15 protein-coding genes and 1 pseudogene are annotated in these 15,743 nt (G+C 64.7%); 11 read left to right on the top strand and 5 right to left on the bottom strand.

From position 1 onward, the window contains the following. The first annotated feature begins 112 nt into the window (after nt 1-112). The 5 genes from B4N44_RS05370 (at nt 113) to B4N44_RS05350 (ending at nt 4,277) form a co-directional block, all read left to right on the top strand. On the top strand, nt 113-796 hold the full coding sequence (locus tag B4N44_RS05370) for a hypothetical protein (RefSeq protein WP_296697644.1): 684 nt from the start codon (nt 113-115) through the stop codon (nt 794-796). Nucleotides 797-966: 170 nt separating this feature from the next. Continuing rightward, nucleotides 967-1,737, top strand: coding sequence for a hypothetical protein (locus B4N44_RS05365; protein ID WP_296697641.1), 771 nt, complete (start codon nt 967-969; stop codon nt 1,735-1,737). 45 nt (nt 1,738-1,782) lie between these two features. Continuing rightward, a complete protein-coding gene (locus B4N44_RS05360) occupies nt 1,783-2,415 on the top strand; it encodes an AAA family ATPase (RefSeq protein ID WP_296697638.1) in 633 nt (210 codons plus the stop codon). 304 nt (nt 2,416-2,719) lie between these two features. After that, nucleotides 2,720-3,265: a hypothetical protein gene (locus B4N44_RS05355; protein WP_296697635.1), complete on the top strand. Its 546-nt coding sequence runs from the start codon at nt 2,720-2,722 to the stop codon at nt 3,263-3,265. A gap of 46 nt (nt 3,266-3,311) precedes the next feature. Then, complete coding sequence (locus B4N44_RS05350) at nt 3,312-4,277, top strand: 5'-nucleotidase (protein ID WP_414718114.1); 966 nt, start codon at nt 3,312-3,314, stop codon at nt 4,275-4,277. Nucleotides 4,278-4,465: 188 nt separating this feature from the next. Here the strand turns inward: B4N44_RS05350 and B4N44_RS05345 are convergent, their stop codons facing one another. Both B4N44_RS05345 and epmB read right to left on the bottom strand, forming a co-directional pair. Further along, nucleotides 4,466-6,583 carry an EAL domain-containing protein gene (locus B4N44_RS05345; protein WP_296697633.1) on the bottom strand — a complete coding sequence of 706 codons (2,118 nt, stop codon included), beginning with the start codon at nt 6,581-6,583 and terminating at the stop codon, nt 4,466-4,468. Nucleotides 6,584-6,629: 46 nt separating this feature from the next. After that, nucleotides 6,630-7,703, bottom strand: coding sequence for an EF-P beta-lysylation protein EpmB (epmB, locus tag B4N44_RS05340; RefSeq protein WP_296697631.1), 1,074 nt, complete (start codon nt 7,701-7,703; stop codon nt 6,630-6,632). Between the two features lie 34 nt (nt 7,704-7,737). On the opposite strand from epmB, the gene efp reads away from it, so the two are divergent. Further along, a complete protein-coding gene (gene efp / locus B4N44_RS05335; RefSeq protein ID WP_296697628.1) occupies nt 7,738-8,310 on the top strand; it encodes an elongation factor P in 573 nt (190 codons plus the stop codon). Between the two features lie 75 nt (nt 8,311-8,385). Beyond that, nucleotides 8,386-9,390 carry an EF-P lysine aminoacylase EpmA gene (gene epmA, locus B4N44_RS05330; RefSeq protein ID WP_296697626.1) on the top strand — a complete coding sequence of 335 codons (1,005 nt, stop codon included), beginning with the start codon at nt 8,386-8,388 and terminating at the stop codon, nt 9,388-9,390. Between the two features lie 281 nt (nt 9,391-9,671). On the opposite strand, the gene B4N44_RS05325 is transcribed toward epmA, so the two are convergent. Further along, entirely contained in the window at nt 9,672-10,283 is a 612-nt protein-coding gene (locus tag B4N44_RS05325) for a hypothetical protein (protein ID WP_296697622.1), read from the bottom strand. A 52-nt stretch (nt 10,284-10,335) separates the two neighbouring features. Beyond that, nucleotides 10,336-11,279: pseudogene (bioB, locus tag B4N44_RS05320) on the bottom strand (biotin synthase BioB). A 71-nt stretch (nt 11,280-11,350) separates the two neighbouring features. Between bioB and B4N44_RS05315 the strand changes: the two are divergent. The 4 genes from B4N44_RS05315 (at nt 11,351) to B4N44_RS05300 (ending at nt 15,497) form a co-directional block, all read left to right on the top strand. After that, nucleotides 11,351-12,085, top strand: coding sequence for a ComF family protein (locus B4N44_RS05315; protein WP_296697619.1), 735 nt, complete (start codon nt 11,351-11,353; stop codon nt 12,083-12,085). Nucleotides 12,086-12,220: 135 nt separating this feature from the next. Beyond that, complete coding sequence (locus tag B4N44_RS05310) at nt 12,221-13,465, top strand: methyltransferase domain-containing protein (protein ID WP_296697616.1); 1,245 nt, start codon at nt 12,221-12,223, stop codon at nt 13,463-13,465. A 241-nt stretch (nt 13,466-13,706) separates the two neighbouring features. Next, nucleotides 13,707-14,177 carry a hypothetical protein gene (locus tag B4N44_RS05305; protein WP_296697613.1) on the top strand — a complete coding sequence of 157 codons (471 nt, stop codon included), beginning with the start codon at nt 13,707-13,709 and terminating at the stop codon, nt 14,175-14,177. Between the two features lie 96 nt (nt 14,178-14,273). Further along, the gene (locus B4N44_RS05300) at nt 14,274-15,497 is read left to right on the top strand and encodes an alpha/beta hydrolase family protein (protein WP_296697609.1); all 1,224 of its coding nucleotides are present in this window, start codon (nt 14,274-14,276) and stop codon (nt 15,495-15,497) included. 17 nt (nt 15,498-15,514) lie between these two features. On the opposite strand, the gene B4N44_RS05295 is transcribed toward B4N44_RS05300, so the two are convergent. After that, nucleotides 15,515-15,742, bottom strand: coding sequence for a hypothetical protein (locus tag B4N44_RS05295; RefSeq protein ID WP_296697607.1), 228 nt, complete (start codon nt 15,740-15,742; stop codon nt 15,515-15,517). Between the last annotated feature and the right edge of the window lies 1 nt (nt 15,743).

Genomic DNA, 15,743 nt, shown 5'->3' with positions numbered 1-15,743 from the left:
GTTCGGATCCAGACGGCGCGCGATGCGTGCGGCAGGGTCGATGCTGCGGGTCGAGCGCAAGGCCCGGCGCGGTACAGAGGACATCACCTGAGAACGGATTAAAGGTCGCGCAATGATGCCTTTCTTGCTCGTCGCCGGGCTGCTGCTCGGCGTAGCCACCGCAACGGCGAATCAGTCGGCATTCGGTGCGCAGTCTTGGGGGCAGGCTCGGCAACCGGGGTGGGGCGACCAACCGGTCGATTTCCACGGATACGAGACGCCGCGGTCGCCGTTTGATCTCGGCTTGCACGATCGTTACGAGTACCGAAACGACGACGCGCGCCGCGACGATGATCGGCCCCGGGTCGGAACGGGTTACGGTGGCTACGACGCCGCGCCGCAGGCGGGCCGGAATCTCGACGGATTCATCGACCGCGACGGGCGTTGGGTGGAGCGCAGCCGAGAGTCCGCACAAGGCTATCCCGACGACCGCTATGTCCCCCCTGCGAGAGGCCGATATTCCGACGTGACCTCGCCGGCGATCCCGACCGGGACGTCCTCCCCGCAGCCTGAATATCGGTTTCGCGGTGACCCGCAGCCGTGGTCGGGCCGCGGCAGCGGCTATGATGAGACGGCCGGATACAGGTTCCGACCGCTGACGGATCAGGAGGCGGAGCAGCGCGCGCAAACACCGGGCTGGCGTCCGCTGGAGCAGAACCATAACGACCGCGGCGGGCGAGCTCGGTCCCCCGCGGGACTGATGGATGCGCTGACGCCGCCTCGGACGTTCGGTTTCGAGCCGGCGCCTTGGCCTTGATCCGGCGTCGGCTCGCCCGGATCCTGCTGCCGAGCCCGTTGCTCGCGACCCGATTGCGGCCCTCCCGATCGGCAGCGCCTTGGGCCTGATGCAACGAGGAGCCGCAAGTGACCTCGATGTAGGGGGGTGTCGTCATGACTGATCATCGATCGATGGGAGGATAAGACAAGATGAGAACGCAAACGCAGGCTGTGTTGGGTATCGCGCTCGCATCCGCCTTGGCGGCGACGGCGCACGCGGAGATCTCGGGTGTTCAGTTTTCCGCGGACATGATCAATCAAGGCCCGGACGGGCAGACCGAGACCGTCAAGATGTTCGTCGGCGACGGCCGGTTGCGCAAGGAGATGACGCAGCAGGGTCAAGAGGTGGTTCAGATCATCGATCAGAATCGAGGCATGATGTGGGTCCTCTTCCCCGAGCGGCAGACCTACATGGAGCAGGGCGGGCCTCCGGGCGAAGGCGTACCCGCGCCGGCACCGACTCCGAGCGCGGAGACCGATCCCTGCGCCGGAATGCCGGGCCTGACCTGTCGACGTGCCGGCGAGGAGGCGGTCGGAGGGCGGTCTGCGGTGAAATGGGAAATGGTCATGACCCACGAAGGTCAGTCCATGAACGGGACCCTCTGGATCGACGCCGAGCGCGCGATTCCGTTGAAACACGAGATGTCCAACGGCGAGAAGATGGAGCTCATGATGGTCGGCACCGAAACCATGGAAGGCCGCCAGGTCGAGAAATGGGAGATGACCACGACCGCGCCCGATCAGCCGCCGACCCGGGTGATTCAGTGGTACGACCCGGAGCTGAAGTTGTCGGTCCGCGAGGAGTTTCCGGGCGGCGGTGTGCGCGAGCTCAAGTCGATCCGGATCGGCGATCAGCCGGATCATCTGTTTGCGGTGCCCGCCGGGTACACGCGCATGGAGATGCCCCAGCCCGGCCAATAGTCGCTCGGGCGGCATCGGGGATGAACGCGGACGCGGAAGCACGGCATGATCACGATCGTCGGAAGTCTTAAGGGCGGTTCGGGCAAGAGCACCTTGACCTTCAATCTGGGGGTCTGGCTCTCGATGGCGGGCGCGAAGGTCCAGCTGATCGATGCGGATCCTCAAGCGACCCTGACCGACGTCATCGATGTGCGCAAGGAGGAGGGATTCGATCCTGTCCTGAAGGCGTCCGACAAGCGCGCCCTGACGCCCGAGCAATTGAAGGCCGCCGACGAGACCCTCATCGACGTCGGAACCTCGGACATGGAGAGCCTGCGAACGGCGCTTGCGCGGTGCGACCGCGTCGTCGTGCCGGTCCCGCCGTCGCAGGCCGACATCTGGTCGACCCAGCGTTTCATCCAGTTGATTGCCTCGGTCGAGCGGGAGACGCCTCCCGACATCATCGGGTTCATCAATCGCGGCGACACCCACCACGCGGTTCGCGAGACCAACGAGGCCGCAGCCGCGTTGGTCTCGCTCCCGGGTATTCGCTTCATCAAGCCGAGGCTGTCGCAACGCACCGTCTTTCGGCGCTCGTTCAGCGAGGGCCTGGCGGTGTTCGAGCTGGAGTCCCGCGGCAAGGCGGCACGGGAGTTTCTCGGTCTAGCCGCAACGCTCTATCCGCATCTCGTCAGTTGAGCCGCCGACGACAAGGTCGCCTTGTCGCATGCCGTAATTCTGTTAAGCTCTTGAGACAACGGCAGCGGCGACGAATCTTAAATGACCCTCCCGCAGTCATGCGCGAGTTAATCGCCTTACGATAAACGGGGTTTAAATCGCTTCGTTTAGGTTCCAAAATCGGCTTCCGGCAGAACTCCGCTTGTTGGAGTGCGTTTCGCTTTACGGACGGCCATTTTCGCGAAAAGAGTGCACGTGATGCCGGGCCGTGACTCGCCGAGCACGCTGACTTTTCTCATCAACTGAACAAGAACCGGCCCGAATCATGGCTCAGAACGAAATCCCGAGGACCGACGCCTCCCCGGACGGCGAGGTATCGAACGAGCAAGCGGAGGCCGATGCGCGCGCCGCGGGCGTCACCGAGACTCAGCTTCATGCATTTGCGATCGATCGCCTGTCCCAGGCCTTCGAAAACAGCGCAAAGCGCTGGGAGCTGATCGTCTATCCCACTCTGTTCGCCTTCATCATCCTTGCGGCCTACGGGTTCTACCTGGTTTTCAGTCTCGCCAAGGACGTCCACTATTTGGCTATCAGTGTCGACACCAACATGACGGTGCTGGCCAGCAACATGCAGTCGATCTCGGACAACATGGGGCAGATGAGTGCGAATGTCCGCACCATGGCCGTCAGCGTGGATTCGATGGCTCGGGATGTAAACACCCTCGAGCCCATGCTGACAAGCATTCAGACCATGGATCGTTCGATGCAGGCGATGACCATGTCGACCTCGTCCATGCGCAACGACATGACGGGTCTGAATCAAAGCATCGGCCGTCCGTTGCAGTTCATGAATTGGTTCATGCCGTGGTGATGGAGCGCGATCCCTGCAAGGGTGATTAGAACCATACGAGTCGGAGTTGACCGTGCACCCGGGTCTCCCCGAATCCGTGCGACTGATCGTCGCCATCTCCTCGCGCGCGCTCTTCGACCTCAGCGAGTCTCACCAGGTGTTCGAGACGCAGGGTGTCGATGCCTATCGCGACTATCAGGTCGCGCACGAGAACGACATCCTCGAGCCCGGTGTGGCCTTCGCGCTCGCCAAAAAGCTCATGAGCCTCAATGCAGCCCTGGGTGATCGGGGTCGTGTCGAGGTCATCCTGATTTCGCGCAACAGCTCGGACACCGGGCTGCGCGTCCTGACCTCCGCACATCATCACGGCCTGGATATCGCTCGCGCCGCCTTCACGGGCGGGGCAAGTCCGTACCGTTACGTGTCAGCCTTCGGTGCGCATCTGTTCTTGTCCGCGGATCCGAGGGACGTGCGCTCGGCCTTGGATGCAGGGTGTGCCGCGGCAACGGTCCTGCCGGCGGGCTTTCCGGCGGACCCGGAGGAGGATGAGCAGGTTCGAATCGCGTTCGACGGCGATGCGGTACTCTTCTCCGACGACGCAGAAAGGCTTTTCCGTCGCGAAGGGCTCGAGGTCTTCAACGCCACCGAGCTGGCCTCCGCGCACGAGCCGTTACCCGGTGGACCCTTTAAGGGTTTGCTGGTGGCGATCCATCAACTTCAGGCACTCTTTCCGCCCGAGGCATCGCCGCTGCGCACCGCGCTCGTGACCTCGCGCGGTGCGCCCTCGCACGAGCGGGTGATCCGTACCTTGCGTGCTTGGGATATCCGCATCGACGAGGCACTCTTTCTCGGCGGGCTCGACAAGGGGCGTTTTCTCGCAGCCTTCGATGCGGACATCTTTTTCGACGACCAGCGCGTCCATTGCGACGCGGCGAGCCGTCATGTGGCAACCGGCCATGTTCCGCACGGTGTCGCCAATAGAGAGACCGACCCGCCGAACCGAATGGCAGAACCCGCAGATAACCCCGGCTAAACCGCGTCTGGAGCGCCATGTTCCGTTTCGAGTGAGTCCAACGGTTCGCGTACCCCCGCTATCTCGGCGGTGACCCGGTTTAGAACTTCTTATTTTTCAATTTTTTAAACTGCGCAGACTCCAGCAGTTGTCGATCGCGCCGAGGCCGACCTCATCCTGCGAGCATCGCATGTCGTATCGAGCGCTGTTTAGGGCTGAATATCGAGCGTCGGCGACGGACGCTGCAGGAAGTTGCCCTGGACATAATCGACCCCCGCCGTCCAGAGAATGGTCAGGGCTTGCGCGTCCTCCACCGCCGTCACCACGCTTTTCACGTTGAACTCGCGCGCAAGGTTTGCGATGTTCATCAGCCGCTGTTGTTTGACCGGGTCCTCGGCCAGTGCGCGCGCGAAGTCCGGCATCAGAACGACGAAATCGACCGGGAGCGCCTGCAGGATCATCTCGGACCGATTGGTGGCGCCGAAACGGTTGATCGCGACTCGGCACTTGATCTGCCTCAGCGAATCGATCAGCTTGCCGAGACTTGCCAGATTCTCGGCAACCAGCTCTTCCTGAAATTGGAAGGCGAGCCCGTTGCCGCGCATGTCGAACTCGCGCAGACAGTCGCAGATGTGCAGTATGATGCCTGGGTCGCGGAAGGTGTCTTCGGCAAGATTGATGAAGAATCGCAGCTTGTGACCGGCACGGCGTTGCTCGGCGAGCACGCGCACGGCGTCGCGGATCGCCCATTTGTCGATCTCCTCGATCAACCCGCGTCGGATCGCGGCCCCGATGAAATCCTTGGCCTCCAACAACTCGCCCGCCTCGTCGAGCAGGCGTACCAGGACGCTGTAGTTCTCCTGGTTGTCGCCCATCAGGCTGATGATGGGTTGGTAGACGAGCTTGAATTGCTCGTTGCCGAGCGCCGTGGCGATCTTCTCGGCGACCTCCGAGTCCCCGCCCACGGCGGCTTGTTTGGTGCGGGTCTCCAGCGATGTGGGGGTCTGCATCCCGGCCGCGCAGTCCTTGGGCGATGCCGCGCTGTAGACGCACAGCCTGTAGGCTGCGTTGAGGATGTCTTGCGCGGCCGCTGCATGTCCCTTCACGAGGTAGTGGCCGATATCGCAGTCCGGTGCGATGCGTCCCGTGGTTGCAAGGCGCTGCGGCAGGCGGGCGTGCTCGCGGATGTGCTCGGTGAGTGCCTCGGCCTCCTTTTCATCCAAGTCGTCGACAATCATGGCGAAACCATCGTCGCTGATTCGCGTGAGCGCATGTGCCCGGTTGGCGAACGAGGCCAAGACCGGACCGAAGCCGTCGACGATGTCCAGCCCATGGGTCAGACCCAAATCGCGCAGAAGCTCCGAGTGTCGTCTCAAGCGAACGAAAAAGACCACAAAGGGCAGCGGAACCGATCGATCGGGACCGAGCCGCGTTTCGATCTCCTCGAAAAAGATCGTGCGGGCGGCGGCGATATCGGACGGCATGCCGTCGCTCGCTGCCCCCGGCGCCCGCGATGGATCAAGGATCAAACGCAGGCAGGGCTCGTCGTCGAGAACGGTCGGCGCAGCCGATAAGCGGACCTCGAACCGTTTGCCTCGGCTCGAGCGCAGGTGTGTCGTGATCGCGACCGGCTCGGTTTGCGCCGTCCGCTCGGCACTCTGCAGTAGATCGCGGACTTCGTCTCTTTGGTCCGGATCGATCGCATCAAGGAATGGAATCGCTTGGAGCTCGTCCAGGTTCGGGTAGCCGAGCAGCGCGAGGTAGGCGCTGTTGGCGTCGAGGTGCAGACCCTGCCGTACGAAGGCGATCGCCGTACCGGCCTGCTCGAGCAGCTCGCGGGAGCGCCGTTCGCACTGCTTGAGCCGAGCTGCCAGCTCACGGGCGCGGCGACGTTGACGCAGATCGGTCACCTCGCGCTGGATGGTCCAGACAAGCTGCTCGTCGTCGGTGCGGGCGAGCAGGGCGCGTGCCCCGAGCTGCCGTGCCTCGCGCACGGCCTCGGGAACGGGCGCCTCGGCGGCAATCATGATGAGCGGGATCTCGGCAGCGCGCTCGCCGCGACGTCGAATCGCCTCGGCCAAGTCCCGGTCATCGTCGTGGCGCCACCAGAGGATCATGTCGAAGGCGCGCCGAGCGAGCAGATCGTTCAAACGATCCGATCGCGCGGTAACGAGCGCACGGGCGGCGAGGCCGTCTGCTCGCAGGCGCTCCACCAGCCGCTCCGCCACAAGGGTGTCGGTGGTGAGCAGAAGCAAGGCCAGCAGTTGGGGTTGCGCGGACATGATACGGGTTGGTTCGGGATCCACGCGGTTTCGGAACAGTGTCATCCGAATGATTATCGGACTTCGCAGCCCGTGAGGGAAACCAACGCGCTCACAAGAGCGGCGATCCGATGCGGGCCGAATCGATCAAGGGGATCTTGGATCCGACCCCCGGAACCTCGCGGACCAGTCGCGGGACCAGATAACCGGGAAGGCGTTCCCGCAATGCCTCGCCGAGCCGCAGTGCCTGCGTGTCTGAGATCGCGAAGTGTGCCGCACCCTCCACCGGGTCGAGCTGGTGGAGGTAGTAGGGGAGAACCCCGCACTTGAAGAGGCGCTCGCTCAGAGCAGCGAGTGTCGGGACCGCGTCGTTGACCCCGCGCAGCAAGACGCTTTGGTTGAGCAGGGTCAGATGCGCACGCCCCAATCGCTGCAGTGCATCCTCGGCCTGCGCACCCAGCTCGCTCGGATGGTTCGCATGCACGACCAGGATGGTGGCGAGACGCGAGCCGGCCAAGAGTCGACAGAGTGCGTCGGTGACCCGGGACGGCAGGACCACGGGGAGGCGTGTATGGATCCGCAGGCGTCTCAGGTGCGGGATCTCGTACAGGCGCTCGAGCAGTGCGCCGAGGCGATCGTCGTCCAGCATCAAGGGATCCCCGCCGCTGAGGATGACCTCGGAGATCTCCGGGTCCGCGGTGATGGAGGCCATCGCAACGCCCGTGCGATCCGAGGTCTCACCGAGCGCCGCGTATGGAAAATGTCTTCGAAAACAATAGCGACAGTGCACCGCACACCCACCCGTGACGATCAGGAGGGCACGGCCTGCATACTTTCGAAGCAGCCCCGAACCGCTGTCCGCTGACATGTCTCCGACCGGATCGCGGCTGAATCCGGCGACGGACAAGCGCTCCACCCCGAGCGGCAGGACCTGTCTGAGCAAGGGGTCGCGCGGGTCGCCCGGCGTCATCAAGGCGGCAAAGGCGCGCGGGACCAGCATCCGGAATCCCGGTGCCGCGACGTCGAGATCCGGGATCGCCTCCGGACTCAGGCCGAGTGCGGCGAGGAGGTCGTCGGCCTGTCGGTAGGCCTCGGCGAGGTCGTGTTTCCAGGCCGTCTCACGCTCGGGCGTCCGGTACGGCTCCGGGGTCGAGTTCTGACAAGCGGCGATGCTTCGCGGTACCATTGTGCGGTTTAGCTCCACAGTCAACGAGGACGATATGGCCTTTTACAGTACCAGCGAGTTCAAGGGTGGACTCAAGATCATGTTGGACGGCGATCCTTACAACATCGTCGAGAACGAATTCGTCAAGCCGGGCAAGGGCCAGGCCTTCAACCGGGTGCGGGTGCGCAATCTCAAGACCGGAAGAACCGTCGAGAAGACATTCAAGTCGGGCGACACGGTAGAGGCGGCCGACGTGCATGATACCGACATGCAGTATCTCTACAACGACGGCGAAGAGTGGCATTTCATGGATCCGGCCAGCTTCGAGCAGATGACTGCCGACGCAACCGCCGTAGGCGACGCCGCCAAGTGGATCAAGGAGGAAGACATCTGCAGGGTGACGCTCTGGAACGGGGTGCCGCTGAGCGTGGAGGCGCCCAACTTCGTGGTGTTGGCGATCACCGAGACCGACCCCGGGCTGAAGGGCGACACCTCGGGCGGCGGCGGCAAGCCGGCGACCCTGGAGACGGGTGCGGTGGTTCGTGTGCCCTTGTTCGTTCAGTCCGGCGAGTTCGTGAAGGTCGACACCCGCACCGGCGAGTATGTCTCGCGCGCCAAAGAGGCCTGACGACGACCTGCGGTCGAGCGAGGCCGGCCCGACCGGCGCCGTCCGCTCGCCCCTGACGTCGAGGTGTTCATTCCGATGCCCGCTTGCGATGACTGGTCGGCCTGCGCCGCGACCCCCGTCCTACGCGCCCGCGCCGAGATGCTGGCCCGGATTCGCGCCTTTTTTGCCGCCGCCGGCGTGATGGAGGTCGAGACCCCGATCCTCTCGCACGCCGGTGCGACGGATCCGGCGCTCGCGAGTCTCGCGCTCTCGGATGACCGATCGGGTGGTGGGTCCGACGCCGATCGGAGGCTCTTCCTGCAGACCTCGCCCGAGTTTCCGATGAAGCGTCTGCTCGCCTCCGGGAGCGGACCCATCTATCAGATCTGCAAGGTCTTTCGCGGCGAGGAGCGCGGGCGACGGCACCACCCCGAGTTCAGCCTGCTGGAGTGGTACCGACCGGGAATGGACTATGGACAGCTGATCGACGAGGTCGCCGATCTGGTCCGCGCCGCACTGCAACGCCCGACGCTGCCGATGGAGCGCATCCGCTACCGCGACCTGTTTCGCGAAGTCTTGGACCTGGATCCCTTCACCGCGCCACTGCAGACCTTGCGCGCGGCCGCGGTCACGGCCGAGATCCCCGATGCCGATCGGCTGGATCTCGAGCGGGATGCCTGGCTCGATCTCCTGCTGACCCAGTGTCTCGAGCCGCGTCTCGGGCGTTCCGGCATGGGTTTTCTCTGCGACTACTCGCCGAGCCAGGCCGCCTTGGCGCGGATTCGGCCCGGCGGCGAGCCGCCCGATGATCAGGCGGTGGCCGAGCGTTTCGAGCTGTACATTGACGGCGTCGAGCTGGCGAACGGCTTTCACGAGCTGACAGATGCCGCGGAGCAGGGTGCGCGTTTTGCCCGTGATTGTGCCGAGCGTCGCCGTCTGGGCTTGACCGAAATCCCGCCGGACACCCGTCTGCTTGCGGCGCTTGAAGCCGGGATGCCGGCGTCGAGCGGGGTCGCGCTCGGGCTCGATCGTTTGTTGATGATCGCCGTCGGCGCTACGCACATCGATCAGGTCTTGGCCTTCCCGATCGAGCGGGCCTGAAATGAAACCGCGTCACTCTGCTTTTTGCGCGATCATCTTTCGCGGTCGAACTTGGATGGTGTCTGCGGGCTTTGGCGCGGACGCGGTTTCAGAGATTGAATGCCTAAGACATTTCGAAGAAATGAGGTGATTTTCGGGAAAGCATCGCCCAACACCTAGGGGCGACTTTAGTCGCCCGGTGAGCATCGGAGACATGCCTCCCGAACCGCGTCGCGCCGAGATCACGTGTCGCGGCGAGATCATCGTCACAAGGCAAGGCTGCATGTCGCTCCGGAAGCGGTTCAGTCGGTCAAGGCGTTTTGGATGGCCTCCAAGTCCAGCGCATTCAGATACAGCTCCAACGGAGCCGCATCCGTCAGACCGGAGCCTTCGCCCTGTACCAGCAGACGGTTCCCGACCATGAGGGTGACCTTGTAGGTCTGGCTGCCGGGGGTGTGCTCCATCATGCCGCGTTCTCCCTTGAGCGAGAAGCTCTTCAGATCCTCGTTGGCCTGCATTATGAATGGCATGGAAATGGCCATGGTCAGCATCGGCATCATCGGGGAGTCGGCCATCAGTGTGAGGGTCACCTCGGCGTTGTCTTCCCGGACGTAGCGCCGACTCAGGTGAGTCCCGGTCAACATGGACGCGAGGCCGCCCGATTGGGACTGCGCCTCGTCCGCGACCCATCCGTCCAGAGGTGGCGGAAACAGCGTTAGAAGCCCGGCCGTGATCTGTGCGCGAAGCGCCTCGACGGCACCGTTCAGGGTCTCCGCGGCTGTTCTGAGTTCGCCGGCCTCATACGCCTGCTTGGCCGCGTCGAGTTGATCCGTGACCTCGTCGGCGGAGGCACTGTTGAGCGTCAGGGCAAGGCCGGCCGCCAGGGCCAGGGTACCCGTGATCATTGCGTGCATCTGTTTCTCCGTGTGCGCGTGACCGAGACGATAGGACCGGCGTGCACGTCGGTCAGTGCTCGACAACCGCATCCAATGCCTGTTTGGCCTTGTGACAGGCGCCGGGTTCGGTGCGCTCGGGTTCCATCTCTTCGAAGGCCAGACCCAAGCGCGCAAACAAGGCGCGATCCCGGTCGGACTCGGCATTCGGCGTGGTGAGCAAGCGCTCGCCGTAGAAGATGGAGTTGGCCCCGGCGAGATAGCAGAGCGCCTGCAGCTCGTCGCTCATCTCGCTGCGTCCGGCGGACAGGCGCACATAGGAGGCCGGCATCAGGATGCGCGCGACCGCAACCACGCGGACGAACTCGAACGGATCCAGTGTCTCGCTTGCCTGCAGCGGTGTACCCTCGACCCGAACCAGCAGGTTGATCGGGACGGATTCCGGATGGGCCGCCAGGTTGGCGAGCTGACGCAACATGGAGGCACGGTCGCGCCGCGACTCGCCCATGCCGAGGATCCCGCCGCTGCAGGTCTTCAGGCCCACGTCGCGGATATGCTCGAGTGTGTCGAGTCGGTCCTGGAAGGTGCGTGTCGTGATGACCTGACCGTAGAATTCGGGCGAGGTGTCGAGGTTGTGGTTGTAATAGTCGAGCCCGGCATCCTTGAGACGGCGCGCTTGTGCCCCTGTGAGCATCCCCAGGGTCACGCAGGTCTCCAAGCCGAGCGCGTGAACGCCCTCGACCATGGCGATGACCTGCTCGAGGTTCTTGTCCGTCGGATTGCGCCAGGCCGCGCCCATGCAGAAGCGGCTGGCNNGCAGTCCTCCGGGCAGGCGCCGGTCTTGATGCTCAGGAGTGTGCTCACCTGGACGCGGTTCGGATCGAAGTAGAGTCGATGCGCCGTCTGGGCGCGAAACATCAAATCGGTGAAGGGGAGGTCGAGGATGTCTTGGATCTCCTCGACCGACCAATCGTGGCGGAGGATGGAGCCATGCAGCGGGGAAGGCTTGGGTGACATGGGCGTGATGGGCCGATTTCCGGGTGCGGAAAAACCACTTATGCTAGTGGGCTTCGGTCGGTTGTCAACCAATGTTCGGTAATCCGGTCGAGAAGAGCGATGTGATGTCCCGGCTGATGTCGGTGTTGTTTCCGCCGACCTGCGTCCTCTGCGGTGCGCCAGGCATCGCGAGCGGAGGAGGGCGCGACCTCTGTCCAAGCTGCGCGGCCGAGCTGCCGCACAACCGCGATTGCTGTCCCCAATGCGCCGTGCCCTTCGTCAGCTCGATGCCCGCGGGGACGCGGTGTGCCGCCTGTCAGCGGCACCCGCCGCCGTTCGAGACCAGTCTTGCGGCCTTTCGCTACGAGGCGGCGATCCCGGCGCTGGTCGTAGGCGCGAAATTTCGCGGACGGCTCAATCTGGTGCGCGTGCTCGGGCAATGTCTCGCCGATCGGGTCCGAGAGGTCGATCCGCCCCGACCGCAGGTGCTGTTGCCTGTCCCGCTGCATGCGTCTCGGCTGCGCACCCGCGGCTACAACCAGGCGCTCGAGATCGCCCGCGTCGTCGGCCGGGATCTGGCCTTGCCGATCGATCACGTCTCCTGCATTCGCATCGCACCGACCCCGCCGCAGGCCGGCCTCGACGAGCGCGCACGCCATCGCAACATTCGAGGCGCGTTCCTGGTTCCGGGCGTGCTGCCTTGGAGCCACGTGGCCATTCTGGATGATGTCGTGACCACCGGCAGTACCGTCGCCGAGTTCAGCCGGGTGTTGCGCAAGGCCGGGGTTAGGCGGATTCAGGTGTGGGCCGTGGCGCGAACGCCGTGAATGCCGCCCGCTCGGCATACGAAACACCGCCCTTGCGCCGACCATCGGACGCACACCCTCCGCCGAGGGTACCTTGTGCCTCGAACGGCCCGGTACCACGTCAGACGCGACCGAGTCCGCAAGAAGCCCGCTGCGATGCCCGAGACACCGACGCACGACACGCTTGAACGCACGCGCACGCGCACGCCGATGCCGGCTCGTCTTCGCCTCGACCTGCACTGGCAAAGCGAGGACGCGACACACACGGACAGCCGCGTTGCAGTCCGCCTCCACCAGCGGCGCGATCTCCTCCCGCCCGAGCTGGAGGCGGAGATCATGGATCTGCCGGTCGGCCAACGCAGGACCTGCCGTTTCGAGCCGGGCGCACTGCTGCAGCCGAGACGCGACGAGCTGCTGCGCAGTCTGCGTCCCGAGCAGTTCAACCGGCGCCTCGCCGCCGGGGTCTCGATCGAACCGCGTGCCGGGCGCTTCTACCCGCGCGGCATCCTCGAGGGCGTCGAAGGCATCTCGGGCAGCGACCGACGGCCGCTGCGCCTGGTCGATGTGCAGGCGGATCGGCTCACCGCGGATCTCAATCACCCGCTTGCCGAGCGGACGCTCGACCTGGCCGTAAGTATCGAGGCCGTTTGCGCCCGTGGCGAGCAGCGCGCCGGGCAACGCCCCGAGATGGCTGCCTTGATCACCGAGAATGGCCCCGGCATGCAGGCGCGTTGGCAAGGCCGGACGACCGATTTCTGGTCCGACGATCCCTTCGCGCGTCCCGATCCGCGTCCGGACGCGGATTTCTATGCGGTCCCCCGACTCGTCGATCATCTCGATCACACGGCGATTGCCGAGATCAGCGCCCTCTACGGCCGCTTGATTCCCGCCGGAGCGCGCATCCTGGACCTGATGACGAGTTGGCACTCGCATCTGCCCCGCGACTTGGAGCCCGCGGCGGTGGCCGGGCTCGGCATGAACATGGCTGAGCTGGAGGCCAATCCGGTCCTGACGGAGCGTGTGGTCCATGACCTGAATCGCGATCCGACCCTGGCGTTCGCCGACGCCGACTTCGCGGCCGTGATCTGCACGGTCTCGGTCGAGTACCTGACCCGGCCCTTCGAGGTGTTTCGCGAGATCGCGCGGGTGCTGCAACCGGGCGGGCGCGTCATCCTGACCTTTCCCAACCGCTGGTTCCCACCCAAGGTGATCCGGATCTGGCAGGATCTGCATGCGTTCGAGCGGCTCGGGCTGGTGCTCGAGTATCTGCGGGACTCCGGCCGATTCGGACAGCTCGAGACCTTCAGTCTGCGGGGCCTTCCGCGGCCGGCGGACGATACCTATGCCGGACGGCTCGCCGACTCCGACCCGGTCTACGCCGCCTGGGGTACTCGGATCTGACCTGCGCGTGCGCCATCATGCGAGCTGTTGGATGAGTTGGGTATCGCGCTCGATCTTGTTTGCGAAGTGGCTCGCCATGCTCATCAGCCTCTTCACCCGAAGTTGATGACTGCGTAGGATGCAGACTGCAAGCCGCCGATCCCGGCCCTTCGGTCGCACCCGAGAGCTGCCGGCGTCGCGGATACGCGTCGCCCCGATCAACACCCGCACTCCTATCCTTGACTTACCGAGGTCTTGCTAGATGCCGATACGCTTGCTCCTGATCCCGATCCTGTTTCCCGCCTTCGTGTCCGCTGCCTCGTTCGAGACCGGTGCACCCATGCCCGTCCTGACGTTGCAGGACCAACACGACATCACTCGAACCGTCGACGCGAACACCTCTGTGCTGATCTTCAGCGCAGAGCGTGAGGTCTCGGCCCTCGTGGAGACCGCGCTGGCCGACCAAACCGCCGATTCGCTCTCCGCGGCCGGTATCCAATACGTCTCCGACATCAGCGCCATGCCCGGCATGATCACCTCGATGATCGCACTGCCCAAGATGCGCAAACGGCCCTATCCCATGTTGCTGGGGCGCGAAGCAGAGGAGACCGCCATGCTGCCGCGCGAGCCCGGAAAGGCGACCCTGATCGCGTCCGAAGGGGGCAGCATCACGGGCGTGCAATTCATCGGCGATGCGGCGAGCTTGCGGGAGGCGCTCGGGATGGCGCCGTGACGGAACAGCTCTTCCTGCCCTGAGGCTGAACGAGGCCCTCGCAGGAAAGCTCATGGGATGTTCCAGCGCACCTAAAGCGCATCGACGGGAGATCAAATGTTTTCGACAGACCCCTTTTTCGACGAGCAGGCGATGCGCACCCTCATGCACACGCAATTCGGCGGGGCTGACTTCGGCGAGTGCATGGCGACCATGGAGCGTGTGCCGCCGGGCGATACGCTCGCGTGGCATCGTGAATGGTTGGCGACGGCGGATCGTGTTGCTGCGATCGGCGACGCCTGCGCAGCGGCCGGTCACGCGGTGAGCGCGCGCGAGGCCTATCTGCGGGCTTCGAATTATTACCGGACCTCGTATGTCCCGCTCTTCGGTGCGCCGACGGCGCCCGCGCTTGTGCACGCATTCGAGCGCGAGTCGGCGACCTTTGCGGCGTTCGCCGAGCGCGCGACTCCGCCGCTCGAGGCGGTGGAGATCCCCTACGAGGGAACGACGCTGCCGGGCTATTTCTGCCGGGCGGCACATGTCCGGGGGCGCGGGCGTACGCTGATCGTGACCGCCGGATACGATTCGACGGTCCATGAGCTCTACTTCGCGTTTGCCGTGGCCGCGAACCGGCGGGGTTACCACTGCCTGCTGTTCGACGGGCCCGGACAGGGGCGTACCCTCATCAAGCAGGGGTTGCCGATGCGGCCTGACTGGGAGCGGGTCGTGCGTGCGGTGGTCGACTATGCGACGACGCGCTCGGAGATCGATCCTGATCGCCTGGCCCTGGCCGGCGGGAGCTTCGGGGGTTATCTCGCCCTGCGTGCTGCAGGGGGCGAGCCGCGGCTGGCGGCCTGTATCGCGGATCCGGGCTTCATGGAGCTGCTGGGGACGATGAAGCAGATGCTCGCCGATCTGCCCGCCGAGGCGCTGGAGGACCCACGCCACGCGAATCCGGCGCTCTTCGCACCCTCTATGGCGCGGATCGAGGCGACGCCCGCCCTGCGGTGGAAGATTCTCCAGCGTGCCTTCTGGGTTCACGGCATCGACTCGCTTGCCGAGTATCTGGAGATCGCGCGCCTCTACAGCAATCGGCAGGCGGTTCGCTCGATCCGTTGCCCGGTGTTCGTTGCTTGGGAGGAGAACGACGCCTTGGCGGCGTCGGCAGAGGAGGTCTATGCCGCCCTTGAAGGCCCGAAGACGCTCGCGCGTTTTCTCGCGGCCGAAGGTGCCGGCGATCATTGCGCGATGCTGGGACGATCGCTCTTCCATCAACGCATGTTCGACTGGCTCGACGGCGTGCTCGCCGATGACCAAGCGGCGCCGCGCATTGCCACCTAGGCTCAACCAGCGAGGTATCATGCATCGAGACAGAACGACACTTCGAAGCCTTGCGGCTGCGGCCAGCGTACTGCTCCTTGCCCTGCCGTTGCCGTCGCCTGCCCAAGACCCGACGCCCGATGCATTCCCGGTTGCGCGCTGGCTTGGTTCTTCGTGCAGTGCAGGGTGTGCGGATTGCCGCGTCGCTCGGTGACCAGATCCAGGTCGCAAATCCGGTCGATGTCGTAGCGGTCGGGATGTTTCAAG

This window comes from Thiocapsa sp. UBA6158 (assembly GCF_002423035.1).
Lineage (GTDB): Bacteria > Pseudomonadota > Gammaproteobacteria > Chromatiales > Chromatiaceae > Thiocapsa.
Note: the sequence above shows the minus strand (reverse complement) of the source record. Positions and strands in the feature narration are given on the sequence as shown.